The organism is Undibacterium sp. Ji42W (assembly GCF_049340405.1).
Taxonomy (GTDB): Bacteria; Pseudomonadota; Gammaproteobacteria; order Burkholderiales; family Burkholderiaceae_D; genus Undibacterium.
Window position 1 is genome coordinate 134,395 of sequence record NZ_JBMPOV010000003.1, and the last position, 19,488, is coordinate 153,882.

Sequence of the window (19,488 nt, forward strand, 5' to 3'; positions counted from 1 at the left end):
TTACAGCCAGGTGACACGTTCAAAATCCCTGATGTGATGCAAATCAGTACATGCAAAAAAAACGGCGACAACAATCCACCCCGAGCCGTTTGGAAACGGGCTCAAACACTCAAAAATCATCAAAAGGGAGAGATTGCAGGCGAGGAAATTAATTACATATGCTTATTACTTTATTTGCATGTCAATCATTCAAGGTTAATTTATTATTAATATTTGTCAAGGTCGAAATACGTAACAATTTATTACTATCTTGTATCAAGGGAAATTTAATACTGAGGTAATCGGGAGTAATTGGCAGGTAATTGAGCAGCGCATCTGCTTGTCTTGACTGGTGAAACCAGCAGTAGCGATGGAACAGATATAGTTGCATCGCAAGGCTGCTGATTCATTCGCCTATTTATGACAGACAACTTACAATGATGCACTCCTGGAACGCAGCCAATGTGATGCAGCGTATTCCAATGAACATGTCAGCAGGGCAGATATCCTTTTCCGTCGATCTTGAGTGAATACCTTAATGCCAGTGAAGCGCACCTCCATCAAGTTAGCCATGTATGTGTTTATTGCGCTGGTATGCACGGTCCTGACTGGCAATAGCATCTGGCAAATGTGGAAAACCCATGAGATGGCCATGCGTGCCGGTGATGTGGCCGCCGGTAATCTGGCGCAGGCCATGGCCCAGCATTCCGGTGATACGCTCAAGGCTGTGGATGCTGCCATCATTTCTGTCCTGGACAGGTTGGAACAAGACGCCAGCTACCTGGATCAGCGTGACAAACTAACGCTGACCCTGAAGCGCGAGATGGACAACCTGCCCCAGTTAAAACTCATGACGGTGATCAACGCACACGGCAAGGTCATGGCATCAAGCAATACCGGCTTTACCCAGGCCAGTGAACTCGAACACGATAATCTTGCCTATCACCAGACACATGCAGACGCTGGCTGGTACATCAGTAAATCCGCTAAAGTGGCGCAGGATGGCAGCTGGGTTTTCCTGATGTCGCATCGCCTCGATCAAAAGAATGGTGAATACGGCGGCATGGTGCTGGCACATATTGATGTTGATTTCCTGCTCAAATATTTCAACAGTATCAACCTCGGCAAAAAAGGTTCTATCGCCATGCTGACAGATGATGGTACCTTGATCCTGCGCAGGCCCATGATAGTCGGCGCGCTGGGAAAAAAATACATTAACAGCCCTATCTTCCGCGAGCAGATTGCTGTCAATAAATTCGGCACATTTTCAACAACCTCCAAGCTGGATCGCATAGAACGCATCGTCGGTTATAGCCGTCTTGAACAATTTCCACTGATAGCGGTGGCCGCACTATCCAGGGAAGAAGTACTGGAGGCATGGCGTTCCAGTGCCATCGTACAAGGCATAGGCAATGGCGTGCTGATCATCATCCTGCTGATTTTTGGTGCTGTCATCGTCAGACAATTTGAAAAGCAGTTGCAAGCTGCTGCCAGGCTGTCGCAATTATCTGCCATCATAGACAGTTCTGAAGACGCCATCATCGGCGAATCCCTGGATGGGATCATCACCAGCTGGAACGCAGGGGCAGAGAAATTGTTTTCTTACCGGGCAGCCGAAGTGCTGGGCCGTTCTTCCAGGCTCCTATATGCAAATAATGACGTGATCGCCAGTTCTGTACATCTCGGTAGCATCATCAAGGGGCAGCGGGTCAGCCATTTTGAAGTGACAGGGCTGCGCAAGAACGGTGAAAAAATCCAGCTCTCTGTTGCCATGTCACCGGTTCATGATGGCGAGCAAAACGTCATGGGTGCTTCCACAATTGCGCGTGATATCACCCAGCGAACGCAAGTAGATAATATGAAGGCTGCCTTCATTTCTACGGTCAGCCATGAATTGCGTACTCCCATCACTTCCATCCGGGGCGCACTGGGCTTGCTGGAATCAGGCACGCTGATGGAGCTTACTCCCAAGGCCTTGCAACTGGTGCGCATAGCCCATAACAACAGCAAGCGCCTGACCGGCCTGGTCAACGATATCCTCGACATGGAAAAGATCAGCTCTGGTCACATGCGTTTTGAAATCCGCAGAGTCGATCTGGCCGCCCTGGCCTTGCAGGCGATAGATGCAAATACCGTCTATGCACAAGAGCGCCAGACTTCTTTTGTCTTGACCGAATATGCCAAGTCAGCCTGGGTCATGGGCGACCCTGAACGCATCATGCAGGTGTTTGCCAACCTCTTGTCCAATGCAGCCAAATATTCACCTGAACATGTACAGGTGGAAATCCGGCTCAAGCATGAGGAGGATATGTTCAGAATAGAAGTCGAAGACCATGGTGCCGGTATCCCTGATGAATTCCGTCCGCGTATTTTTGGCAAGTTTGCCCAGGCAGAAGAACATGGTGAAAAAAACCTGGGCGGCGCGGGCCTGGGTTTGAACATCACCAAGAACCTGGTAGAGACCATGGGCGGCAGCATAGGTTTTGAATCACAACCCGGTGTGCGTACCGTATTCTGGTTTACCTTGCCCGGTGCCGCACAGCGCGGCAGTGATTTGTAAGCCAGCTCAGCTTTTTCCTTAAATCTTGCGTGACAAGCCATTCGGCTTTGCCAGCTTGTCAGATATCTGCATGAGCCTGGAACTGGGCAAGGCCAGTATGTCGAGCAAACCAGGTTTGCTTTGCTGGCTGGTAGCAGGCACCATGGTCACCGCTCCAAAATGCGCCCCTTTTTGTAGGATGATCACATCATTATTTCCGGTGCAATTGGTGAGCAATACAACAGACCTGCCGTTCTCATCCGGCTGGACGATCAGCACGTTCATGTCGGCATTAAATTTTTTGTTGATGAAATTCACCAGCGACTTGAATGGTGCATCGTCTGAAAAGGGTTTTGTGTGTGTCAGATACCCCAGCTTCATCCTTGCTTTTCAGGCGAGAGAGCAACTGGCTCTGCATGGAATTATTAACGCTACTGCGTTTGCTTTCAATACTGTTCTCTTCTTCAAAGCCGGACACAATATCATTGCTGCCGTTGCTACCCTGATTGCGCATCGAGACTGGTGATGCACTGACAGACCTGGATGCAGGTGTGCCAGGACTGACACGTTCTTCCGTCATGCGGCGTGCGCTGGAGACAGGCGTTTAAAACACACTTTCAGCAATATTTTTCTGCTCAATGACAGAGCGCAAAGTATTGTGGGCAGGACGTTGCTCAGGTTTGCCAGCGAAAGTACATTCACCCATGCCGCTGAGCAATTCTGCATCGCGTCCACTGAACAAGGGGCAGCGCGGGAACAGTTCTGCAACCCAGTCAACAAAGGCGCGCACCTTGGGTGACAAATGCCGGTTGGCCAGGTACACCACCGAGATAGGCATGGGGGCGGGTGTCCATTGCGGCAATACTTCACGCAATGCACCAGATTGCAGATGCGGCATGAGCATGAAGCGCGGTGCCTGTATCAGGCCAAACCCTTTGACCGCGCAATCGATATAGGCCTCTGAATCATTGACTGATATTTTGCCATTGACTGCAACATCGACGGTCTTGCCATCGACAACAAAATCCCAATCCAGATTGCGGCCTGTGCGACTGGAGAAATAATGCACTGCCTGGTGATGCTGCAGATCTTCTATGGTCTGTGGTTCACCATGAGTGTCGAGATAATCTGGCGCTGCGCAGGTGATGCTCTGGAACGTCCCTATGCGGCGAGCGACCATGCTGGAATCCTGCAACTCACCTACCCTGATGACGCAGTCAACCGCTTCCTGCACCATATCGACCATGCGGTCACCCATGCCCATGACCAGTTTGATGTCGGGATAGCGCGAATAAAACTCACAAACTTGCGGCAACAGGATCAGCCTGCCTATCGAGGTCGGCACATCAATGCGCAAAGTCCCTTTGGGGCCGCGCGCCACGTTCTGGAATGAGGATTCAGTCTCGTCCACGTCAGCCAGTATGCGCACGCAACGCTCATAATAGGCCGCGCCGTCTGGCGTCAGGCTCAGGCGGCGGGTAGTGCGGTTCAGCAGGCGCACCTGCAACAGGCTTTCCAGGTTCTGGATGATGGTCGTGACGGTGGTACGCGGCAAGCCGAGGTTATCGGCGGCGCGGGTAAAACTGTTGGAATCCACCACGCGGGTGAAAACTTGCATTGCCTGGAAGCGGTCCATGCGGTACTCCTGAATAACTGGTTGGCATAGTCAAGGACTATTCGTCTGAACGAAGTATAAACCTAATTTGACGCTTGATTAGTCGGCCTGACGGAATAGTCATGTTGGATTATAGGCGTTTATCCGGAAGCGCATCGCGCCTACTATTCGGTCCATTCACTAAGCTCTGACGCGATTGGCGACAATATGATGGACGAAACAGCAACAATTCCCGATATCTATGGCAACCCCGGCAACACTGTCAAGAAAAGAAAGAAAACCACAAAGACGGCTCAGCTGTCTTTGCAGATAGATAATTTCCTGATTCCTGGCCCGCTTGGTGTCATTCCTGTGCGCCTGTATCGCCCTCAGGGTAACGCGGTTTTGCCGGTGGTGCTGTATTTCCATGGTGGCGGTTTTATCAGCGGTTCCCTGAATGATGCCGATGTACCAGCACGCTTCATTGCGCGTAACAGCAATGTCATCGTCTTGTCCGTGGGTTATTCACTGGCCCCGGCCAAACCTTTTCCTGCTGCGCCGGAAGATGCTTACACCGCCATGCTGTGGGCCATCAAGAACGCCGCCAGTATCAAGGCTGACGCGAGCCGTCTGGCAGTAGCGGGTGACGATGCTGGTGGCAACCTGGCGACTTGCCTGACGCTGATAGCGCGTGACCGCAATGCCCCGCCGATTTTGGCGCAGGCATTGATAGGCCCGATGCTGGACCCCAGCATGACACGCCTGGGTGACGCCAAGAAACTGGAATCTGACCTGACCCCGCAAGAATGTGCGCATTGCTACGGCCAATATCTGCCACGCTCATTGCAACGCCTGCACCCCTATGCTGCGCCGTTGGAATCCAGCCGCCTCGGCGGTTTGTCACCCGCCTTTATCGCTACTGCTGAACATGATGTCCTGCATGTGGAAGCAGAAAAATATGCAGCAGCCCTGATCACCGTTGGTGTGCCTGTGCAGGTAGCCCGCTTTGCCGGGATCAAGCATGCCTCTTTGCCCGAGCATCAGCCCGTGCTGGTAGAAGTGGCAGATTTTTTGCGTCGCCGCCTTGCTGTCTCATCTTCGTCTTCATCTGATTTGAACACATCTGCCTCCGTATCCCTGGAGGAAAAACAAAATGTCTGACAAAACAAAAGACTCTCAAGAACTCAGTAATTTACATCCAACATCCACGAGGAATATCATGTCTGAATCTACTAGCTCCACCGCACCAAGCCGTAAATCCATCGCCATCAGCGCCGCCATTGTCCTGTTGATTGCTGCTGCAGGCACTATAGGTGCCATCAAAGTTGAGGCCAGTGATGCGGCTCCCAAAGGCGCAGCACCTGCAACCACCGTTGATGTCGCTGAAGTTGTCAGCCGCAATATCGTTGACTGGCAAAATTATTCTGGCAAGCTAGAAGCGGTCGACCGTGTCGAGATACGTCCTTTGGTGGGTGGTACCTTGACTGCCGTGCATTTCAAGGATGGCAGCCTGGTCAAGAAAGGTGATTTGCTGTTTACCATAGACCCGCGCCCGTATGCGGCTGAAGTGGCACGCTTCCAGGCGCAACTGGCTGCTGCCGAGGCACGCGCAGCGTATACCGGTTCTGACGTTGCCCGAGGTGAGAGACTGCTAGGTGAAAACGCCATCGCCCGCCGTGACTTTGAAGAAAAACAAAATGCATCGCGTGAAGCCGCCGCCAATGTACTGGCAGCGCAAGCGGCATTGAAGACAGCCAAACTCAATCTTGAATATACCCAGATCACCGCACCTGTTGCAGGCCGCATCTCTCGTGCCGAAGTCACTGTCGGCAACGTCATTGCAGTCGGTGCCAGCTCACCACCTTTGAGTACGCTGGTATCGGTGTCGCAAGTGTATGCCTCTTTTGATGTGGATGAACAAAGCTTCTTGAAATACGTCAACCCGGCGCAAGCGAAAAATACCCAGGTACCAGTCTTCCTGGGCCTGGCCAATGAAGACGGTTATTCCCGCCAGGGCAAGGTGGTTTCCATCGACAACCGGGTTGATACATCTTCAGGAACCATACGTGTACGTGCCGTGTTTGAAAACCAGGATGGGCTGCTCCTGCCCGGCCTGTATGCCCGTATACGACTGGGTGGCGGTGCACCTCATGCAGCATTGATGATAGATGAAAAAGCCGTGGGCACAGATCAAAGCAAACGCTTCGTGCTGGCGGTTGACAAGGAAAATCACACAGCTTACCGCGAAGTGCGCTTGGGTAGCAGGCAGGAAGATTTGCTGATCGTGGAATCTGGCCTGAAAGCTGGCGAACGCATCGTCGTCAATGGCCTGCAACGTACACGGCCTGGTGACACCATCACGCCGAATATGGTGGCGATGAGTAAAGCGAATCCTGTCCCTGCAACCCCGGCTGCAGGCGCTGAAGATAAAGCGACTCCGGCTAACAAGTCTTAATCGTTGCGTACAAAAATATCGACTCAGATAGAAAAATATCATGAATATCTCAAAATTCTTTATCGACCGCCCCATCTTCGCCGGGGTGTTATCGGTAATTATCCTGCTGGCTGGTGCGTTATCCATGTTCCAGCTACCTATCTCGGAATATCCCGAGGTGGTGCCGCCTTCCGTCGTGGTGCGTGCGCAATATCCCGGTGCCAATCCCAAGGTGATTGCAGAAACCGTGGCTTCTCCGCTGGAAGAATCCATCAACGGTGTGGAAAACATGCTGTACATGCAGTCACAGGCAAATAGTGATGGCAACCTGACGGTGACCGTTAACTTCAAGCTCGGTGTCGATCCTGACAAGGCGCAGCAACTGGTACAAAACCGTGTCTCGCAAGCCTTGCCACGCCTGCCTGCCGACGTACAGCGCTTGGGGGTGACGACGATCAAGAGTTCTCCTGCGCTGACCATGGTCGTGCATCTGATTTCACCAGATGACCGCTATGACATGACTTATCTGCGCAACTATGCGGTGCTGAATGTCAAAGACCGTCTGGCACGTATCAAGGGTGTGGGTGAAGTGGGCTTGTTTGGCTCTGGCAATTACGCCATGCGCGTCTGGCTGGACCCGCAAAAAGTCGCACAGCGTGGCCTGACTGCCTCTGACGTGGTGAACTCCATACGCGAGCAAAACGTGCAGGTGGCGGCTGGTGTCATTGGTGCCTCACCTAATGTGCCTGGCACGCCTTTGCAATTCAATGTGAATGCACAAGGCCGCTTGAAATCAGAAGCAGAATTTGCCGAGATCATCCTCAAGACATCTGCCGATGGTGCAGTCACCCGCCTCGCGGACGTGGCGCGCATAGAGCTAGCTGCGTCTGAATATGGCTTGCGCTCCTTGCTCGACAATAAACCGGCAGTAGCGATACCTATCTTCCAGGCACCAGGTGCCAATGCGCTGGACGTGTCTGACCAGGTGCGTGCTGCCATGAAAGAATTGTCGGCAGACTTCCCTAGCTCGGTACAATACAAGATCGTGTATGACCCTACGCAATTCGTGCGCTCCAGCATCCATGCGGTCGTCGAGACTTTGCTGGAAGCGATTGCGCTGGTGGTGCTGGTGGTGATCGTCTTCCTGCAAACCTGGCGTGCTTCGCTGATTCCATTACTTGCCGTGCCCGTATCCATCGTCGGTACATTCTCGCTGATGCTGGGCTTTGGTTATTCCATCAATGCTTTGTCACTGTTCGGCATGGTTCTCGCCATCGGTATCGTGGTTGATGATGCGATTGTGGTGGTAGAGAACGTGGAAAGAAATATCTCGGCTGGTTTGTCACCGAAAGAGGCGACTTATAGAGCCATGCGTGAAGTCAGCGGCCCTATCATTGCGATTGCTTTGACGCTGGTAGCGGTATTTGTACCTCTGGCCTTCATGACCGGCTTGACCGGGCAGTTCTACAAACAGTTTGCGATGACGATTGCGATATCGACGGTGATCTCGGCTTTCAACTCGCTGACTCTGTCACCAGCCCTGGCAGCTATCCTGCTCAAAGGTCATGATGAAAAACCGGACTGGCTGACCAAAGTCATGAACCGCCTGTTTGGCCGTTTCTTCAATGCCTTTAACCGCATGTTCAATCGCGGCTCTGAAAAGTATTCCAAAGGTGTGGCTGGTGTTATCTCGCGCAAGGCTTCCAGCATGGTGGTGTATGTAGTATTGCTGGCGGCAGCCGTGGGTATTTCCTACATCGTGCCGGGCGGCTTTGTACCGGGGCAAGACAAGCAATACCTGATCAGTTTCACGCAATTGCCAAATGGCGCAACGCTGGACCGTACTGAAAAAGTCATCCGCGATATGTCGGCCATCGCCTTGAAAGAACCTGGTGTGGAAAGTGCAGTTGCCTTCCCTGGTTTGTCCATCAATGGTTTTACCAATAGCTCTAGCGCAGGTATCGTCTTTGTGACGCTGAAACCGTTTGAAGAGCGCCGCAGCAAGGAGCTGTCTGCCGATGCAATTGCAGGCAAGCTTAACCAAAAGTATTCTGCGATCAAGGATGGTTTCATTGCCGTCTTCCCGCCACCACCTGTCATGGGTCTGGGTACGGTGGGTGGTTTCAAGATGCAGATAGAAGACAAGGGTGCACTGGGTTATGCTGAACTGGATGCAGCAGCACAAGCTTTTATTGCCGCTGCCAAAACAGCGCCAGAACTGGGGCCCATGTTTTCCAGCTACCAGATTAATGTGCCACAACTGGATGTGAACCTTGACCGTGTCAAGGCCAAGCAATTGGGCGTACCGGTTACCGACGTGTTTGACACCATGCAGATTTACCTTGGTTCTTTGTACGTGAATGACTTTAACCGCTTTGGTCGTGTGTACCAGGTGCGTGCTCAGGCAGATGCGCCTTACCGTGCCAAGCCGGAAGATATCCTGCAACTGAAAACCCGCAACATTGCTGGTGAAATGGTGCCATTGTCTTCCCTCGTCAAGGTGACACCCAGCTTTGGTCCAGAGATGGTGGTGCGTTATAACGGCTACACCGCTGCAGATATCAATGGTGGCCCGGCACCGGGTTATTCATCCAACCAGGCGCAGGCAGCGGCAGAGCGTATCGCGGCAAAAACACTACCTGCCGGTATCAAGTTTGAATGGACTGACCTGACTTACCAGCAAATCCTCGCTGGCAACGCCGGTGTCTGGGTATTCCCTATCAGTGTCTTGCTGGTGTTCCTGGTATTGGCGGCGCAGTATGAAAGTCTGACCTTGCCACTGGCCGTCATCATGATCGTGCCCATGAGTTTGCTGGCGGCCCTGACTGGCGTCTGGCTGACAGGTGGTGATAACAATATCTTCACCCAGATCGGTCTTATGGTACTGGTGGGGCTGTCGGCCAAGAATGCGATTCTGATCGTGGAATTTGCGCGGGAGCTTGAACTACAGGGCAGCACGCCTTTGCAGGCCGCGATAGATGCCAGCCGTTTGCGCCTGCGCCCTATCCTGATGACTTCCATCGCCTTCATCATGGGTGTGGTGCCACTGGTGATTTCCAGCGGCCCAGGTTCCGAGATGCGTCATGCCATGGGTGTCGCAGTGTTCTTTGGCATGCTGGGTGTGACCCTGTTTGGCCTGTTCCTGACGCCAGTGTTTTATGTATTGCTGCGTACGCTTGCTGGTGGCCGCAAGCTGCATTCTGCGGTGGTGCATGAAGCACCAGCTATTGCACATGACCATGGCCACGATCATGACCATACGCACAGCGTAGTTAAAGTTTGAGAAAGCATGATGATGAATACAATCAAACCCTTGAAGTCTGCTTCATCCCTGTTGATGTTATTGCTGTTATTGGCTGGCTGTTCAGTTGCACCGACTTATGAAAAGGCACAAGTCGCCACCCCTGCTGCATACAAGGAAGAGTTGGCTAAAAATAGCAACTGGAAAGAAGCTCAACCTTCAGAAGAAGTCGCACGCGGTGACTGGTGGAAAATCTTTGCAGACGATAGTCTCAACGAGATGGAAACCCAGGCCATGGCAGCCAACCAGAACCTCAAAGCTGCTGCCGCGCGCCTGAAGCAATCCCGTGCCTTGAGACAGGATGCGCGTGCTGGCCTGTTCCCGCAGGTGAATGCAGGCCTGGGTGCCAACCGTGGACGTGCTGCCCCGGCATCCCAGGGTTTGCCCGACAATACCAGGATGCCGACTTCCACAACCTACAATACCCAACTTGGCGCATCGTATGAGCTTGATCTGTTTGGCCGCGTGGCCTCCAGCATAGAGGCGGCAACGGCAGATACGCAAAAGACTGAAGCCCTGTTCCAGTCCGTGCAACTGGCCTTGCAAGCCGACGTAGCGCAAGCCTATTTTTTGTTGCGTGAACTGGATGCAGAGCAGGCTTTGTATGCCGCCACCGTAGAGTTGCGCTCGAAGACCCTGAAGCTGGTACAAACCCGTTTTAATGAAGGCGATATCAGCGAGCTTGATCTGGCACGCGCCAAGGCAGAACTGGCAACGGCGCAATCTGAATCGCTGGGTCTGGCGCGTAGCCGTGCGGTGGCAGAACATGCACTGGCAGTCTTGCTGGGCAAGACACCGGCAGAATTCAATTTCTCGCCACGACCCTTGTCACGCATTGCTGTCAATATCCCGGCTGGTTTGCCGTCAGACTTGCTGGAACGCAGACCGGATATCGCCGCAGCAGAACGCAGCATGGCCGCTGCCAATGCCCGCATCGGTGTAGCACGTTCAGCCTTCTTCCCCAGGCTGGATATCACAGGCTCGGCCGGTTATGCATCAGCCAGCCTGGGTGATTTGTTAAACTGGAGCAGCCGCACCTTCCTGTTGGGGCCTTTGTTGTCCATGCCGCTGTTTGATGGTGGCCGCCGCCAGGCCAGTGTGGACAGGGCAGGCGCAGTCTATGAAGAAGACGTCGCCAATTACCGTCAGACCGTGCTGAATGCTTTCAGGGAAATTGAAGATAACCTGGCCGACTTACGTATCTTGCGCGACCAGACCCAGGCACAAGACAATGCGGTGCAGGCTGCAGAGCGGGCAGCGAAACTCTCGCATGTGCAATACCGCGAAGGCTCGGTCAGTTACCTGAATGTGATCGATGCTGATCGTACCGTATTGCAGCAACAGCGCATCGCCGCACAGTTAGATGGCGCGCGTGCCAAGTCGGCCGTAAGTTTGATACGTGCTATTGGTGGTGGCTGGGGACGTACGTAATTCTGCTCCCGTGACATCATCAATACTATTGGAAGCGAATACCCAGTCCAACATGGCAAACGCTGACTAACAATTTATACCGCAATTTCCTCCCTCCCAGAACAAGTTCTGGTTTTGACAGCGTATTTCTTTCAAGAAGTACGCTGTTTTTTTGCTATTAATGCAGTGTCGGCACCATGGCATCAACAACTTCATCGCCAGCAATCAGTGCATCCTGTTCAGTCAGGTATAAATCCTTGTCGGGATGATGCACCATGATGCCATTGATTTCTACACCGACTGTCCAGCCGTTTCCATATTCGAGCGTTTCGAGACGGACGGTCGCTCGCAAAATGCCTCTGCCTACGCTTTTAACTATGATCATTTTAACCTCCAATTAACTTGTTTCATGAGCTGATTTCATTTCAGCTGATTTTAAAATACCGCTTATTGCTTATTGATTTTATTTTAGGCATTTGATCTGCTTACAACCATCGGACTAGGCTGCCAATGCTTGTAAGAGAGCGCCTGTTCATTCTTGCCTGAATGGTATTTATGCATGGAATCTACTCAGACTGTGAATGCCATGGCAACAACGGCTGCGCCCATCATTGCGGTAGCCAGCCACCCAAGTATTGTTAACCGACGGGAAATGACAAATTGCCCCATTACAGCAGGCTTGGCGGCCATCAGCATCATGACGACCATGACTGGCACAGAGATCACACCATTGATGACGGCGCTCCAGAATAGCGCCTTGATAGGATCAATATTGCTGAGGCTGAGAATGACACCGATGACAGTTGACACTGCAATCACAGCGTAAAATTCCCTTGCTTGGGTAGCGGTGTGCTCAAGACTATTTTTCCATTTGAAACTGCCTGCAATCGCGTAGGCAGAAGAACCGGCAAGTACAGGAATAGCCAGCAAGCCTGTACCAATGATGCCGAGGCTGAACAGCAGGAACGCAAATTCACCAGCAATGGGTTTCAAAGCTGCCGCAGCCTGCGCTGACGACTGTATCTCGGTTTGCCCATGCATATGCAAAGTCACCGCCGTAGTCAGCATGATGAAAAAAGCTACCATGTTGGAAAACCCCATGCCGATAAAGGTATCAATATTGATGCGCCTCAAACTTTTGATCGCCTGCAAAGGTGCTTTCAACAATGCGGTTTCTTCCGGCTTTGCGCGTAATTCTTCCACTTCCTGTGAGGCTTGCCAGAAAAACAGGTAAGGGCTGATGGTGGTGCCAAATACTGCGACGATCATCGTCAGATATTCAGCTTTCATTGAAATATGCGGAATGATAGTGCTCAGCACTACCTGGCCCCAGGGGATGCGCACTACAAACACCGTCGCCACATAAGCCAGCAGGGCAAGCGTCAACCATTTCAATACCCGTACATAGTGCTGATACGGGATAAACACCTGCAACACGATGGAGATGAGGCCGAAAACAATGGCATACCATTTAGCCTGACCGCCTAATAGCAGCTTGCTTGCTTCACCCATGGCTGCCAGATCGGCACCGATATTGATGCAATTGGCGACCAATAAGGAGCCTACGATGAAGTACAACAGCCATTTAGGATAATGCCGAGCGATATTGCTTGCCAGCCCGTGACCGCTGACCCTGCCTATGCGTGCACTGACTATCTGTATGCCGCACATGAGCGGATATGTCAGCAATATTGTCCATAGCATGTTAAAACCAAACTGCGCACCTGCCTGTGAATACGTGGCAATGCCGCTAGGGTCATCATCTGCAGCGCCCGTAATCAGTCCTGGCCCCAGCTTGGCCAGGACTGAGTCCTTATCGTTATTATCATTGTTTGCCAGCGTTGCCGCGGTCTCAACTGTTTCTGCTGGTGGCGTCATATTTTTCTCTGTTTCTATTTTCTCTATCTTTTTACAGGTGTCAGTCACCGGACTTTTTTTGATGTGTGGAATAGCTTGTCTTTTTCCGGCAAGATTTATTGCTGCATCATAAAACCCGTTTCTAACGTGGTGAGTCAGTCTCCAGCGCCTGTTGATGTAGGAGAAAGACGCTATGCAAAGAGGCTGAACGGGCGAGTACACTTATGCAGGCATGACAAAATCCCGCAAAAAGGTTTTCACAAGATTTTCTGGAAATTTCACCGTAACCTGCTCACCTTCAACTGCAATCACAGTCCCCACTTCGAATTTCTTCAACCTGACCTGTGATCCCACTTCAAAAGCGGGGACAAGTTCTTTGTGTTCTTCTCCATTGGGTGCAGGAGGAATAAGAATTTCCAGCGGACTATTTTCTTCAGCCATGACTTCAGGCGGAGACAGGCAGTTATCGCACTGGCAGCATTGCTTGAAGTCATGGTCATCGTCAAAGTAGTCGAGCAATAATTTCCAGCGGCAAAATCCACTTTGCGCATAGGACACCATTTTTTCCAAAGCAATGCGGCTGGCGTCCTGCTTCTGCTGGTAAGTTACGCTTAATTCAGAAAATATTTCCGGCGTTGCCTGCTTTGGCTTGAGCAGGTAGTTCAATTTACGATCCTGTCGCAGCACACCACCATCCTTGAGCAGCTTGAGGCTGATTTTCAATTTGCTGGCTGGCATATCGACCAGCTTGTCCTTGATGTCGATAAAGGACAGGGCTGGTTTTTGCACACTCATTTCTTGTAACTGTAACGAAAGCGCCTGCAGTTCGTGCGCGTCAGGATAGTTTTTTGTCAGGAAGAATTGCTGCACGCGTTTATCGTCCTGGAAATAAAGCAAGCTGCAATCAGCTGGCAAGCCATCGCGCCCGGCACGGCCTGACTCCTGATAATAGGTTTCCAGACAGGCAGGCACCTGCAAATGAATCACAAAGCGTATATCGCTTTTATCTATGCCCATGCCAAACGCATTGGTTGCCACCATCAGGCGACAAGCACCACTCATGAACAATTCCTGATTTTTTTTGCGTTCTGCGGCAGACAATTTTCCATGGTAGCAAGCCACACTTTCCTTACCCTTTTGCAAGTGCTCATACAGGGCATTGACTGCCTTGACCGTTGTGCCATAGATGATGCCTGTACCCTTGCTCTCCCTGATCATGTCTGTTACCAGCGCCAATTTTTCTTCTTCATTAGTGGTCTGGATGACGCGATAACGCAGGTTTTTACGGTAGATGCCGGTGTTGATGACATTGGGTTTGACCATGCCCAGTTGTTTTTCCATGTCTGCAATGATGTCTGCCGTTGCGGTGGCCGTCAGTGCAAGTATGGGAGGACGGTGCAGACTGCGGATTGCCGCTGCGAGTTCGAGATAGGCAGGGCGGAAATCATGGCCCCATTGTGAAATGCAATGTGCTTCATCAATCACTACCAGGGCAACGTTGATTGTCACAAGCAACTGTAAAAAATCTGGTGAAGTAAGACGCTCTGGTGTACAAAATATGATCTTGCTTCTGCCGTTGATGATGTCATCGAGTGCAGATTGTTCTTCCGTATGGCTGAGGCTACTATTGAGCTGGCTGGCATGCACGCCCAGCTCTGTCAGTTTTTCCAGTTGGTCTTTCATCAGGGAGATCAGCGGCGAAACGACGATGGTCACGCCATCAAAAACTGCCGCAGGGATTTGGTAACAAAGCGATTTTCCACTTCCGGTTGGCATGATGGCCAGCGTGTCCCGGCCTTCCAGCACACTGTTTATCACAGACTGTTGGCCATTGCGAAACTTCGCAATACCAAATACCTCGTGCAGCAAGCTGTTCACCTGTTTCTTCCTCTGGGCGATGACTTTAAGTGATGTTGTTGACATGGATAACTTTGAATGTAATTGAGCTGGTTTGAAGAAGAAAATATTATTTACGTGCAGCTTTAAAACCCAGTTTTTTCATACTGGCTGTTAATGACCTGGTTGAATCGGCATAATCTTTCCAGGGTCCATTTCCCACATCCAGGCGTTCATCTACTGTATGTACTGTCCAGTGATTGCCACCACGCAGTTTGTCCAGTTCTTCCCAATTGACTGGGATCGATATACCCATCCCAGGTCTGGCGCGCGCCGACCAGGCGCAAGCGGTGGTAGCGCCCAGACCATTACGGAGATAATCAATGAATATTTTCCCCACGCGATTTTTGGGGCCGCTTTTGCTGACAAACCGCTCGGGAATGGTATTTGCCATATGGGTGACGATAGCTTCAGAAAAATCCTTGACAGTATTCCAGTCATAGCGCTTCTTGATCGGTACCACGACATGCAGGCCTTTGCCACCGCTGGTTTTCAGGAATGGCTGCAGTTCCAGTTCTGCCAGCATGGCCTGCATCAGACTTGCTGCTTCCTGCACTGACTTCCAGTCCACACCTTCGCCGGGATCAAGGTCAAACATCATGCGGTCTGGTTTGTCGAATGAGGCCGCAGTAGCATTCATGGTGTGCACTTCTACGGTATTCCATTGAGCTGAGTAGATCAGGCCTTCCGGCTTCTTGATCACCAGCAAACCGGGGTGACCGGGCAGTAAATTATCGCGAGTCTGGCTGACACCGGGCAGCGTTCTGGTATCGGCGTGCTTCTGGAAAAATAATTCACCACTGACGCCAGCAGGGGCGCGTACCAGCGCCAATGGCCGGTCTTTCAGGTGTTCCATCATCAGGGGCGCGATCAGGGCATAGTAACGCACGAGTTGCAGCTTGGTAGTACCGCTTTCCTCATCCATAATGCGTTCAGGATGTGTGATCTTGAAGTCTGCTGGCAGTGATTCATGCACATCTTTTTTTATACCTCTCTTTGCTGTCGCTCCTTTTTCTGGCTTTGCCACATTCCTGATTTGCTGCCATTTGCCAGGCCGCTTTTTATCTGCTAATGCAGCATATGCAGGGTTCACCGCTTGCTCGCGCACGATGGAGTTGGCTGGTTTATCTGTCCTCAGACCCTGAAAGACCGAATGCCGGATGTGACCGGCACTGGTCCATTCGCCGAAACTGACTTCAGCAACCAGCTCAGGTATAACCCAGTGTGATTTGCTGTCTATGCCCGTGTCGCCAGCAAACGGGCGCTCAGCACTTACCAGGCCATTGAGTTGCGTGCGCAAGGATTTGAGGTTTTTATCATTAAAGCCAGTGCCTACATTGCCAGCAAATTGCAACTTGCCATCATTGTCATACACACCAAGCAATAATGAACCTATACCTATACGTGAACCTTGCGGTTCGGTAAAACCGCCAATGACAAACTCCTGGCGCTGCGCACATTTCAGCTTGATCCAGTCATTGCTGCGCCGTGATACATAAGCCGAAGATTTCAGTTTTCCGATTACACCCTCCAGACCCATCTGGCACGCGGCAGTGACAATTTCGCCAGGGTCATGATCGAATATACCGCTGAAGCGTACCAGGTCAGACGCCTGCCTTTGCATGATGCGTTCCAGCACCTGACGCCTTTCCCACAACGGGACTTCACGCAGATCTTGACCGGCACAGTAGGGCAGGTCAAAAATGAAATAATTGATGTCTCGGGTATTGTTGTCATCAAAAGCCAGTTGCAGCGCGCCAAAGTCCGGTTTGCCATCATCATTGAGTACCACGATTTCACCGTCATACCAGCCATTGGGTAAATCCATGCCTAGCAATTCCTCGTGCAGTCGAGGGAGCTTCTTTGTCCAGTCATTCTGGTTGCGGGTGAACAGCTGTATCTTGCCGTTTTCTACCCGGCTTAACAGACGATAGCCATCAAACTTGATTTCAAACAACCAGTCATCCACACTTGCCGGTGCGCTATTCACCAGAGTGGCGAGCTGGGGCTTGAGCTCAGTCGGAAGCTTGGCTGCTTTTGCCAGTGCAGGCGGTCCGCTGGCGTTGGATGCTTCTTTGGTAGTTCCTGTCTCTACCGCTTCTGCATTTGATTCATCGCTTTCCATGACCGGCATTGCCAGCGCCTTGACACTGTCAGCCTGTTCATCGACAACGCTGAATTCACTGGCAGGGCGGGCGAACGCATCTTTTTCCTTGATCAACAGCCAGGCTTCCTGTTTGCCTTTGGCATTGCGCATTTTGATCAGCGCCCATTTTCCACGCAGTTTGTGACCAAACAACTCAAACTTCAGATTGCCATTTTCATAGCCTTGTCGTGCATCACCCAGAGGTTTCCAATAACCCTTGTCCCAGATGATGACCTTGCCGGCACCATATTGTTTTGCCGGGATAGTCCCCTCAAAGCTATTGTAGGAAATAGGATGATCTTCGACATGCACAGCCATACGCTTGTCACGAGTGTCAAAACTTGGGCCACGCGGTACTGCCCAGCTTTTCATGGTGCTATCGAGCTCTATACGAAAGTCATAATGCAGACTGCTTGCCCAATGTTTTTGAATGACAAAAGCCCGTGCCTTTTCGTTGGGCGTACCCCCTTCTGCAGGTTCAGACGTGATCGAAAAATCGCGCTTGGATTTATATTTTTGCAACGCGTCTGGTTTTGCCATGATGAACTTTCTGCCTTGGAATCCGTTTGTATTGATCGGAGGGACAGTGCAAAGCATAAATTCATGGCGTCAGGCGAGCTATCAGCCGGGTGATTACAAGCGTGTAGGAACATGCCTAGCTATCCTACATCTGCTTCGTTTATCCTCCTACATACAAGCCTAAGTGCATGGTCTACTCTGGCATTTCACGGCATCTGCTGTTATGGATGCTTGACATCATTCAATTATTTATCAGGAGAAAGTAATGACAAAACGCATAGGCAATAAAGATGAAGCGCAACACCGTGGCAAGCAGGAAAAACGTGAAATAAAGCGTACCAATATTGCCGCAGAAGCAGAAAAGAAACTGGCTGCCAAGGCCAAATACCGTAACGCCGTAAAAGGTCAGCCTGCACCATAATCAGGGTGTTGGTACCGCAAAAAAACAAAGGGGGCTGACATGGCCGATAATCTGCAAAACCGTGGTCCGCAAGATGCTTCAAGAGTGAACGTGAGTGAACCATGGGAGGTCGCTTACTGGACCCGGAAATTTGACTGCACCAAAGATGAACTGGTCACTGCCGTGCAAGAAGTAGGTACCAGTGCTGTTGCGGTAGAAAAGCATTTAAAACATTAGTTTGCAACAACAATGTTGAACGGCCTGGCAGTATTTTTGATACTTGCCAGGCTGCTAAATTTCCACTGTACCTGTTTGCCGGATATCAGGCACTGCGTCTTTGTTTGGGGGGAGTAGCTTTGGCTTTTGCTGGCGCAGCTTTGCTAGTTTTTGCGACAGGCTTTGCTTTGCTCTTGCTGACAACTGAAGTGGATTTTTTACGGATAGATACAGGTTTCCCCTCCTTGTCAGAAGCTGCTTTGGCAGTACTCTTGGGAGCAATCTTCGGGGTAGGTTTCTTGCCCAGGCTTTGTTGCAGCAAACCAACCAGGTCATACACTTGTGCACTGCGCGGTTTTTCTTCTTTCTCTGCCTCTGGCATGGTGATGGTCTTGGTTTGTCTGGCCTTTACTTTTTTCTTGACCAGTGCCAGCACATCCTCGTGATAAGTATCATGGTATTGCGCAGGGTTCCATGCTTCTGTCATGCCATCGACCAGCGACATTGCCATGGTAATTTCCTTGTCGGAAACTCCCGCAGTCTTTGCACTCTTGGCGGGTAATTTCAATTCACCCGTGTCACGTATTTCATCACTGTAACGCAAGGTATTGAGGACTATCGCATCATCTATGGTCAGCAAGGCGCACAAATGCTGTTTGGTGCGGATCACGATTTCGGCAATCGCTACCTTGTCTGCCTTGCGCAAGGTTTCTCGCAACAGGGCATACACCTTGTCGCCACCTCTGTCAGGGACCAAGAAATAAGGTTGCTCGTAAAAGGTCAGCGGCACTTCACTGGCATCGACAAAGGACTGGATATCGATAGTCTGTGTTGCTTTGACATTGGCCTGTTTCAAGTCTTCATCTGAAAGAACAACATATTCATCCGGCTTGTATTCATAGCCCTTGACGATGTCTTCCCATTTGACTTCCTTGCCGCTTGCCTTGTTATAGCGACGGAAACCGATAGGAGAAAAATCATGCTTGTCCAGCATGGTCAGATCAAGTGCATTGTCTGTGACTGCTGAAAAAAGCTCCACAGGTATATGGACCAGACCAAAGCTGATCGCACCCTTCCATATTGCATGTGCCATATTGACTCCTGCCTGATTATATTTCAACGCTGAAAATTTATGTTATACCTCGTGCAGCATCCATGCTGCTCTTCATCCTGTGCAAAGGATGTAAGAAGATAACG

The 19,488-nt window shown here is 51.1% G+C and carries 15 protein-coding genes; 8 read left to right on the top strand and 7 right to left on the bottom strand.

Annotated elements, in window-relative coordinates:
• The first annotated feature begins 517 nt into the window (after positions 1-517).
• A complete protein-coding gene (locus ACO0LG_RS06890) occupies positions 518-2,539 on the top strand; it encodes an ATP-binding protein (RefSeq protein ID WP_423024651.1) in 2,022 nt (673 codons plus the stop codon).
• Between the two features lie 18 nt (positions 2,540-2,557).
• Here the strand turns inward: ACO0LG_RS06890 and ACO0LG_RS06895 are convergent, their stop codons facing one another.
• A complete protein-coding gene (locus ACO0LG_RS06895; RefSeq protein ID WP_423024653.1) occupies positions 2,558-2,683 on the bottom strand; it encodes a hypothetical protein in 126 nt (41 codons plus the stop codon).
• Here ACO0LG_RS06895 and ACO0LG_RS06900 point away from each other — a divergent pair.
• A complete protein-coding gene (locus tag ACO0LG_RS06900) occupies positions 2,682-3,044 on the top strand; it encodes a hypothetical protein (RefSeq protein WP_423024655.1) in 363 nt (120 codons plus the stop codon). The two genes, ACO0LG_RS06895 and ACO0LG_RS06900, sit on opposite strands and share 2 nt — an antisense overlap.
• Before the next feature lie 78 nt (positions 3,045-3,122).
• Here the strand turns inward: ACO0LG_RS06900 and ACO0LG_RS06905 are convergent, their stop codons facing one another.
• Positions 3,123-4,154 (bottom strand): LysR family transcriptional regulator, encoded by a 1,032-nt coding sequence (locus ACO0LG_RS06905; protein ID WP_423024657.1) that lies wholly within the window; start codon positions 4,152-4,154, stop codon positions 3,123-3,125.
• Between the two features lie 186 nt (positions 4,155-4,340).
• Between ACO0LG_RS06905 and ACO0LG_RS06910 the strand changes: the two genes are divergently transcribed.
• Genes ACO0LG_RS06910 through ACO0LG_RS06925 form a run of 4 tightly spaced genes read left to right on the top strand, consistent with a single transcriptional unit; the run spans position 4,341 to position 11,278 of the window.
• Positions 4,341-5,273: an alpha/beta hydrolase gene (locus ACO0LG_RS06910; protein ID WP_423024659.1), complete on the top strand. Its 933-nt coding sequence runs from the start codon at positions 4,341-4,343 to the stop codon at positions 5,271-5,273.
• 58 nt (positions 5,274-5,331) lie between these two features.
• Entirely contained in the window at positions 5,332-6,567 is a 1,236-nt protein-coding gene (locus tag ACO0LG_RS06915) for an efflux RND transporter periplasmic adaptor subunit (RefSeq protein ID WP_423024661.1), read from the top strand.
• Positions 6,568-6,607: 40 nt separating this feature from the next.
• Complete coding sequence (locus ACO0LG_RS06920; protein WP_423024663.1) at positions 6,608-9,829, top strand: efflux RND transporter permease subunit; 3,222 nt, start codon at positions 6,608-6,610, stop codon at positions 9,827-9,829.
• A gap of 6 nt (positions 9,830-9,835) precedes the next feature.
• Positions 9,836-11,278: an efflux transporter outer membrane subunit gene (locus tag ACO0LG_RS06925; RefSeq protein ID WP_423024665.1), complete on the top strand. Its 1,443-nt coding sequence runs from the start codon at positions 9,836-9,838 to the stop codon at positions 11,276-11,278.
• Between the two features lie 157 nt (positions 11,279-11,435).
• Here ACO0LG_RS06925 and ACO0LG_RS06930 read toward each other — a convergent pair whose 3' ends face one another.
• From ACO0LG_RS06930 to ligD, 4 genes are all read right to left on the bottom strand, one after another.
• Entirely contained in the window at positions 11,436-11,642 is a 207-nt protein-coding gene (locus tag ACO0LG_RS06930; protein ID WP_423024667.1) for a hypothetical protein, read from the bottom strand.
• A 185-nt stretch (positions 11,643-11,827) separates the two neighbouring features.
• Entirely contained in the window at positions 11,828-13,135 is a 1,308-nt protein-coding gene (locus tag ACO0LG_RS06935) for an Nramp family divalent metal transporter (RefSeq protein ID WP_423024669.1), read from the bottom strand.
• 201 nt (positions 13,136-13,336) lie between these two features.
• Positions 13,337-15,037 carry a RecQ family ATP-dependent DNA helicase gene (locus ACO0LG_RS06940; protein ID WP_423024671.1) on the bottom strand — a complete coding sequence of 567 codons (1,701 nt, stop codon included), beginning with the start codon at positions 15,035-15,037 and terminating at the stop codon, positions 13,337-13,339.
• Between the two features lie 43 nt (positions 15,038-15,080).
• Complete coding sequence (gene ligD, locus ACO0LG_RS06945) at positions 15,081-17,696, bottom strand: DNA ligase D (RefSeq protein WP_423024673.1); 2,616 nt, start codon at positions 17,694-17,696, stop codon at positions 15,081-15,083.
• 244 nt (positions 17,697-17,940) lie between these two features.
• Here ligD and ACO0LG_RS06950 point away from each other — a divergent pair, with 244 nt between their 5' ends.
• Both ACO0LG_RS06950 and ACO0LG_RS06955 read left to right on the top strand, forming a co-directional pair.
• Entirely contained in the window at positions 17,941-18,096 is a 156-nt protein-coding gene (locus ACO0LG_RS06950; protein ID WP_423024675.1) for a hypothetical protein, read from the top strand.
• A 39-nt stretch (positions 18,097-18,135) separates the two neighbouring features.
• The gene (locus tag ACO0LG_RS06955; RefSeq protein ID WP_423024677.1) at positions 18,136-18,312 is read left to right on the top strand and encodes a DUF3606 domain-containing protein; all 177 of its coding nucleotides are present in this window, start codon (positions 18,136-18,138) and stop codon (positions 18,310-18,312) included.
• An 85-nt stretch (positions 18,313-18,397) separates the two neighbouring features.
• Here ACO0LG_RS06955 and ACO0LG_RS06960 read toward each other — a convergent pair whose 3' ends face one another.
• Positions 18,398-19,384 carry a Ku protein gene (locus ACO0LG_RS06960; RefSeq protein WP_423024679.1) on the bottom strand — a complete coding sequence of 329 codons (987 nt, stop codon included), beginning with the start codon at positions 19,382-19,384 and terminating at the stop codon, positions 18,398-18,400.
• Positions 19,385-19,488 lie beyond the last annotated feature (104 nt).

Bases quoted from the DNA above. Each gene is read 5' to 3' on its own strand.
- ACO0LG_RS06890 (WP_423024651.1), top strand. From the start codon at position 518: ATGCCAGTGAAGCGCACCTCCATCAAGTTAGCCATGTATGTGTTTATT.
- ACO0LG_RS06900 (WP_423024655.1), top strand. From the start codon at position 2,682: ATGGTCACCGCTCCAAAATGCGCCCCTTTTTGTAGGATGATCACATCA.
- ACO0LG_RS06895 (WP_423024653.1), bottom strand. From the start codon at position 2,683: ATGGTGCCTGCTACCAGCCAGCAAAGCAAACCTGGTTTGCTCGACATA.
- ACO0LG_RS06905 (WP_423024657.1), bottom strand. From the start codon at position 4,154: ATGGACCGCTTCCAGGCAATGCAAGTTTTCACCCGCGTGGTGGATTCC.
- ACO0LG_RS06910 (WP_423024659.1), top strand. From the start codon at position 4,341: ATGATGGACGAAACAGCAACAATTCCCGATATCTATGGCAACCCCGGC.
- ACO0LG_RS06915 (WP_423024661.1), top strand. From the start codon at position 5,332: ATGTCTGAATCTACTAGCTCCACCGCACCAAGCCGTAAATCCATCGCC.
- ACO0LG_RS06920 (WP_423024663.1), top strand. From the start codon at position 6,608: ATGAATATCTCAAAATTCTTTATCGACCGCCCCATCTTCGCCGGGGTG.
- ACO0LG_RS06925 (WP_423024665.1), top strand. From the start codon at position 9,836: ATGATGATGAATACAATCAAACCCTTGAAGTCTGCTTCATCCCTGTTG.
- ACO0LG_RS06930 (WP_423024667.1), bottom strand. From the start codon at position 11,642: ATGATCATAGTTAAAAGCGTAGGCAGAGGCATTTTGCGAGCGACCGTC.
- ACO0LG_RS06935 (WP_423024669.1), bottom strand. From the start codon at position 13,135: ATGACGCCACCAGCAGAAACAGTTGAGACCGCGGCAACGCTGGCAAAC.
- ACO0LG_RS06940 (WP_423024671.1), bottom strand. From the start codon at position 15,037: ATGTCAACAACATCACTTAAAGTCATCGCCCAGAGGAAGAAACAGGTG.
- ligD (WP_423024673.1), bottom strand. From the start codon at position 17,696: ATGGCAAAACCAGACGCGTTGCAAAAATATAAATCCAAGCGCGATTTT.
- ACO0LG_RS06950 (WP_423024675.1), top strand. From the start codon at position 17,941: ATGACAAAACGCATAGGCAATAAAGATGAAGCGCAACACCGTGGCAAG.
- ACO0LG_RS06955 (WP_423024677.1), top strand. From the start codon at position 18,136: ATGGCCGATAATCTGCAAAACCGTGGTCCGCAAGATGCTTCAAGAGTG.
- ACO0LG_RS06960 (WP_423024679.1), bottom strand. From the start codon at position 19,384: ATGGCACATGCAATATGGAAGGGTGCGATCAGCTTTGGTCTGGTCCAT.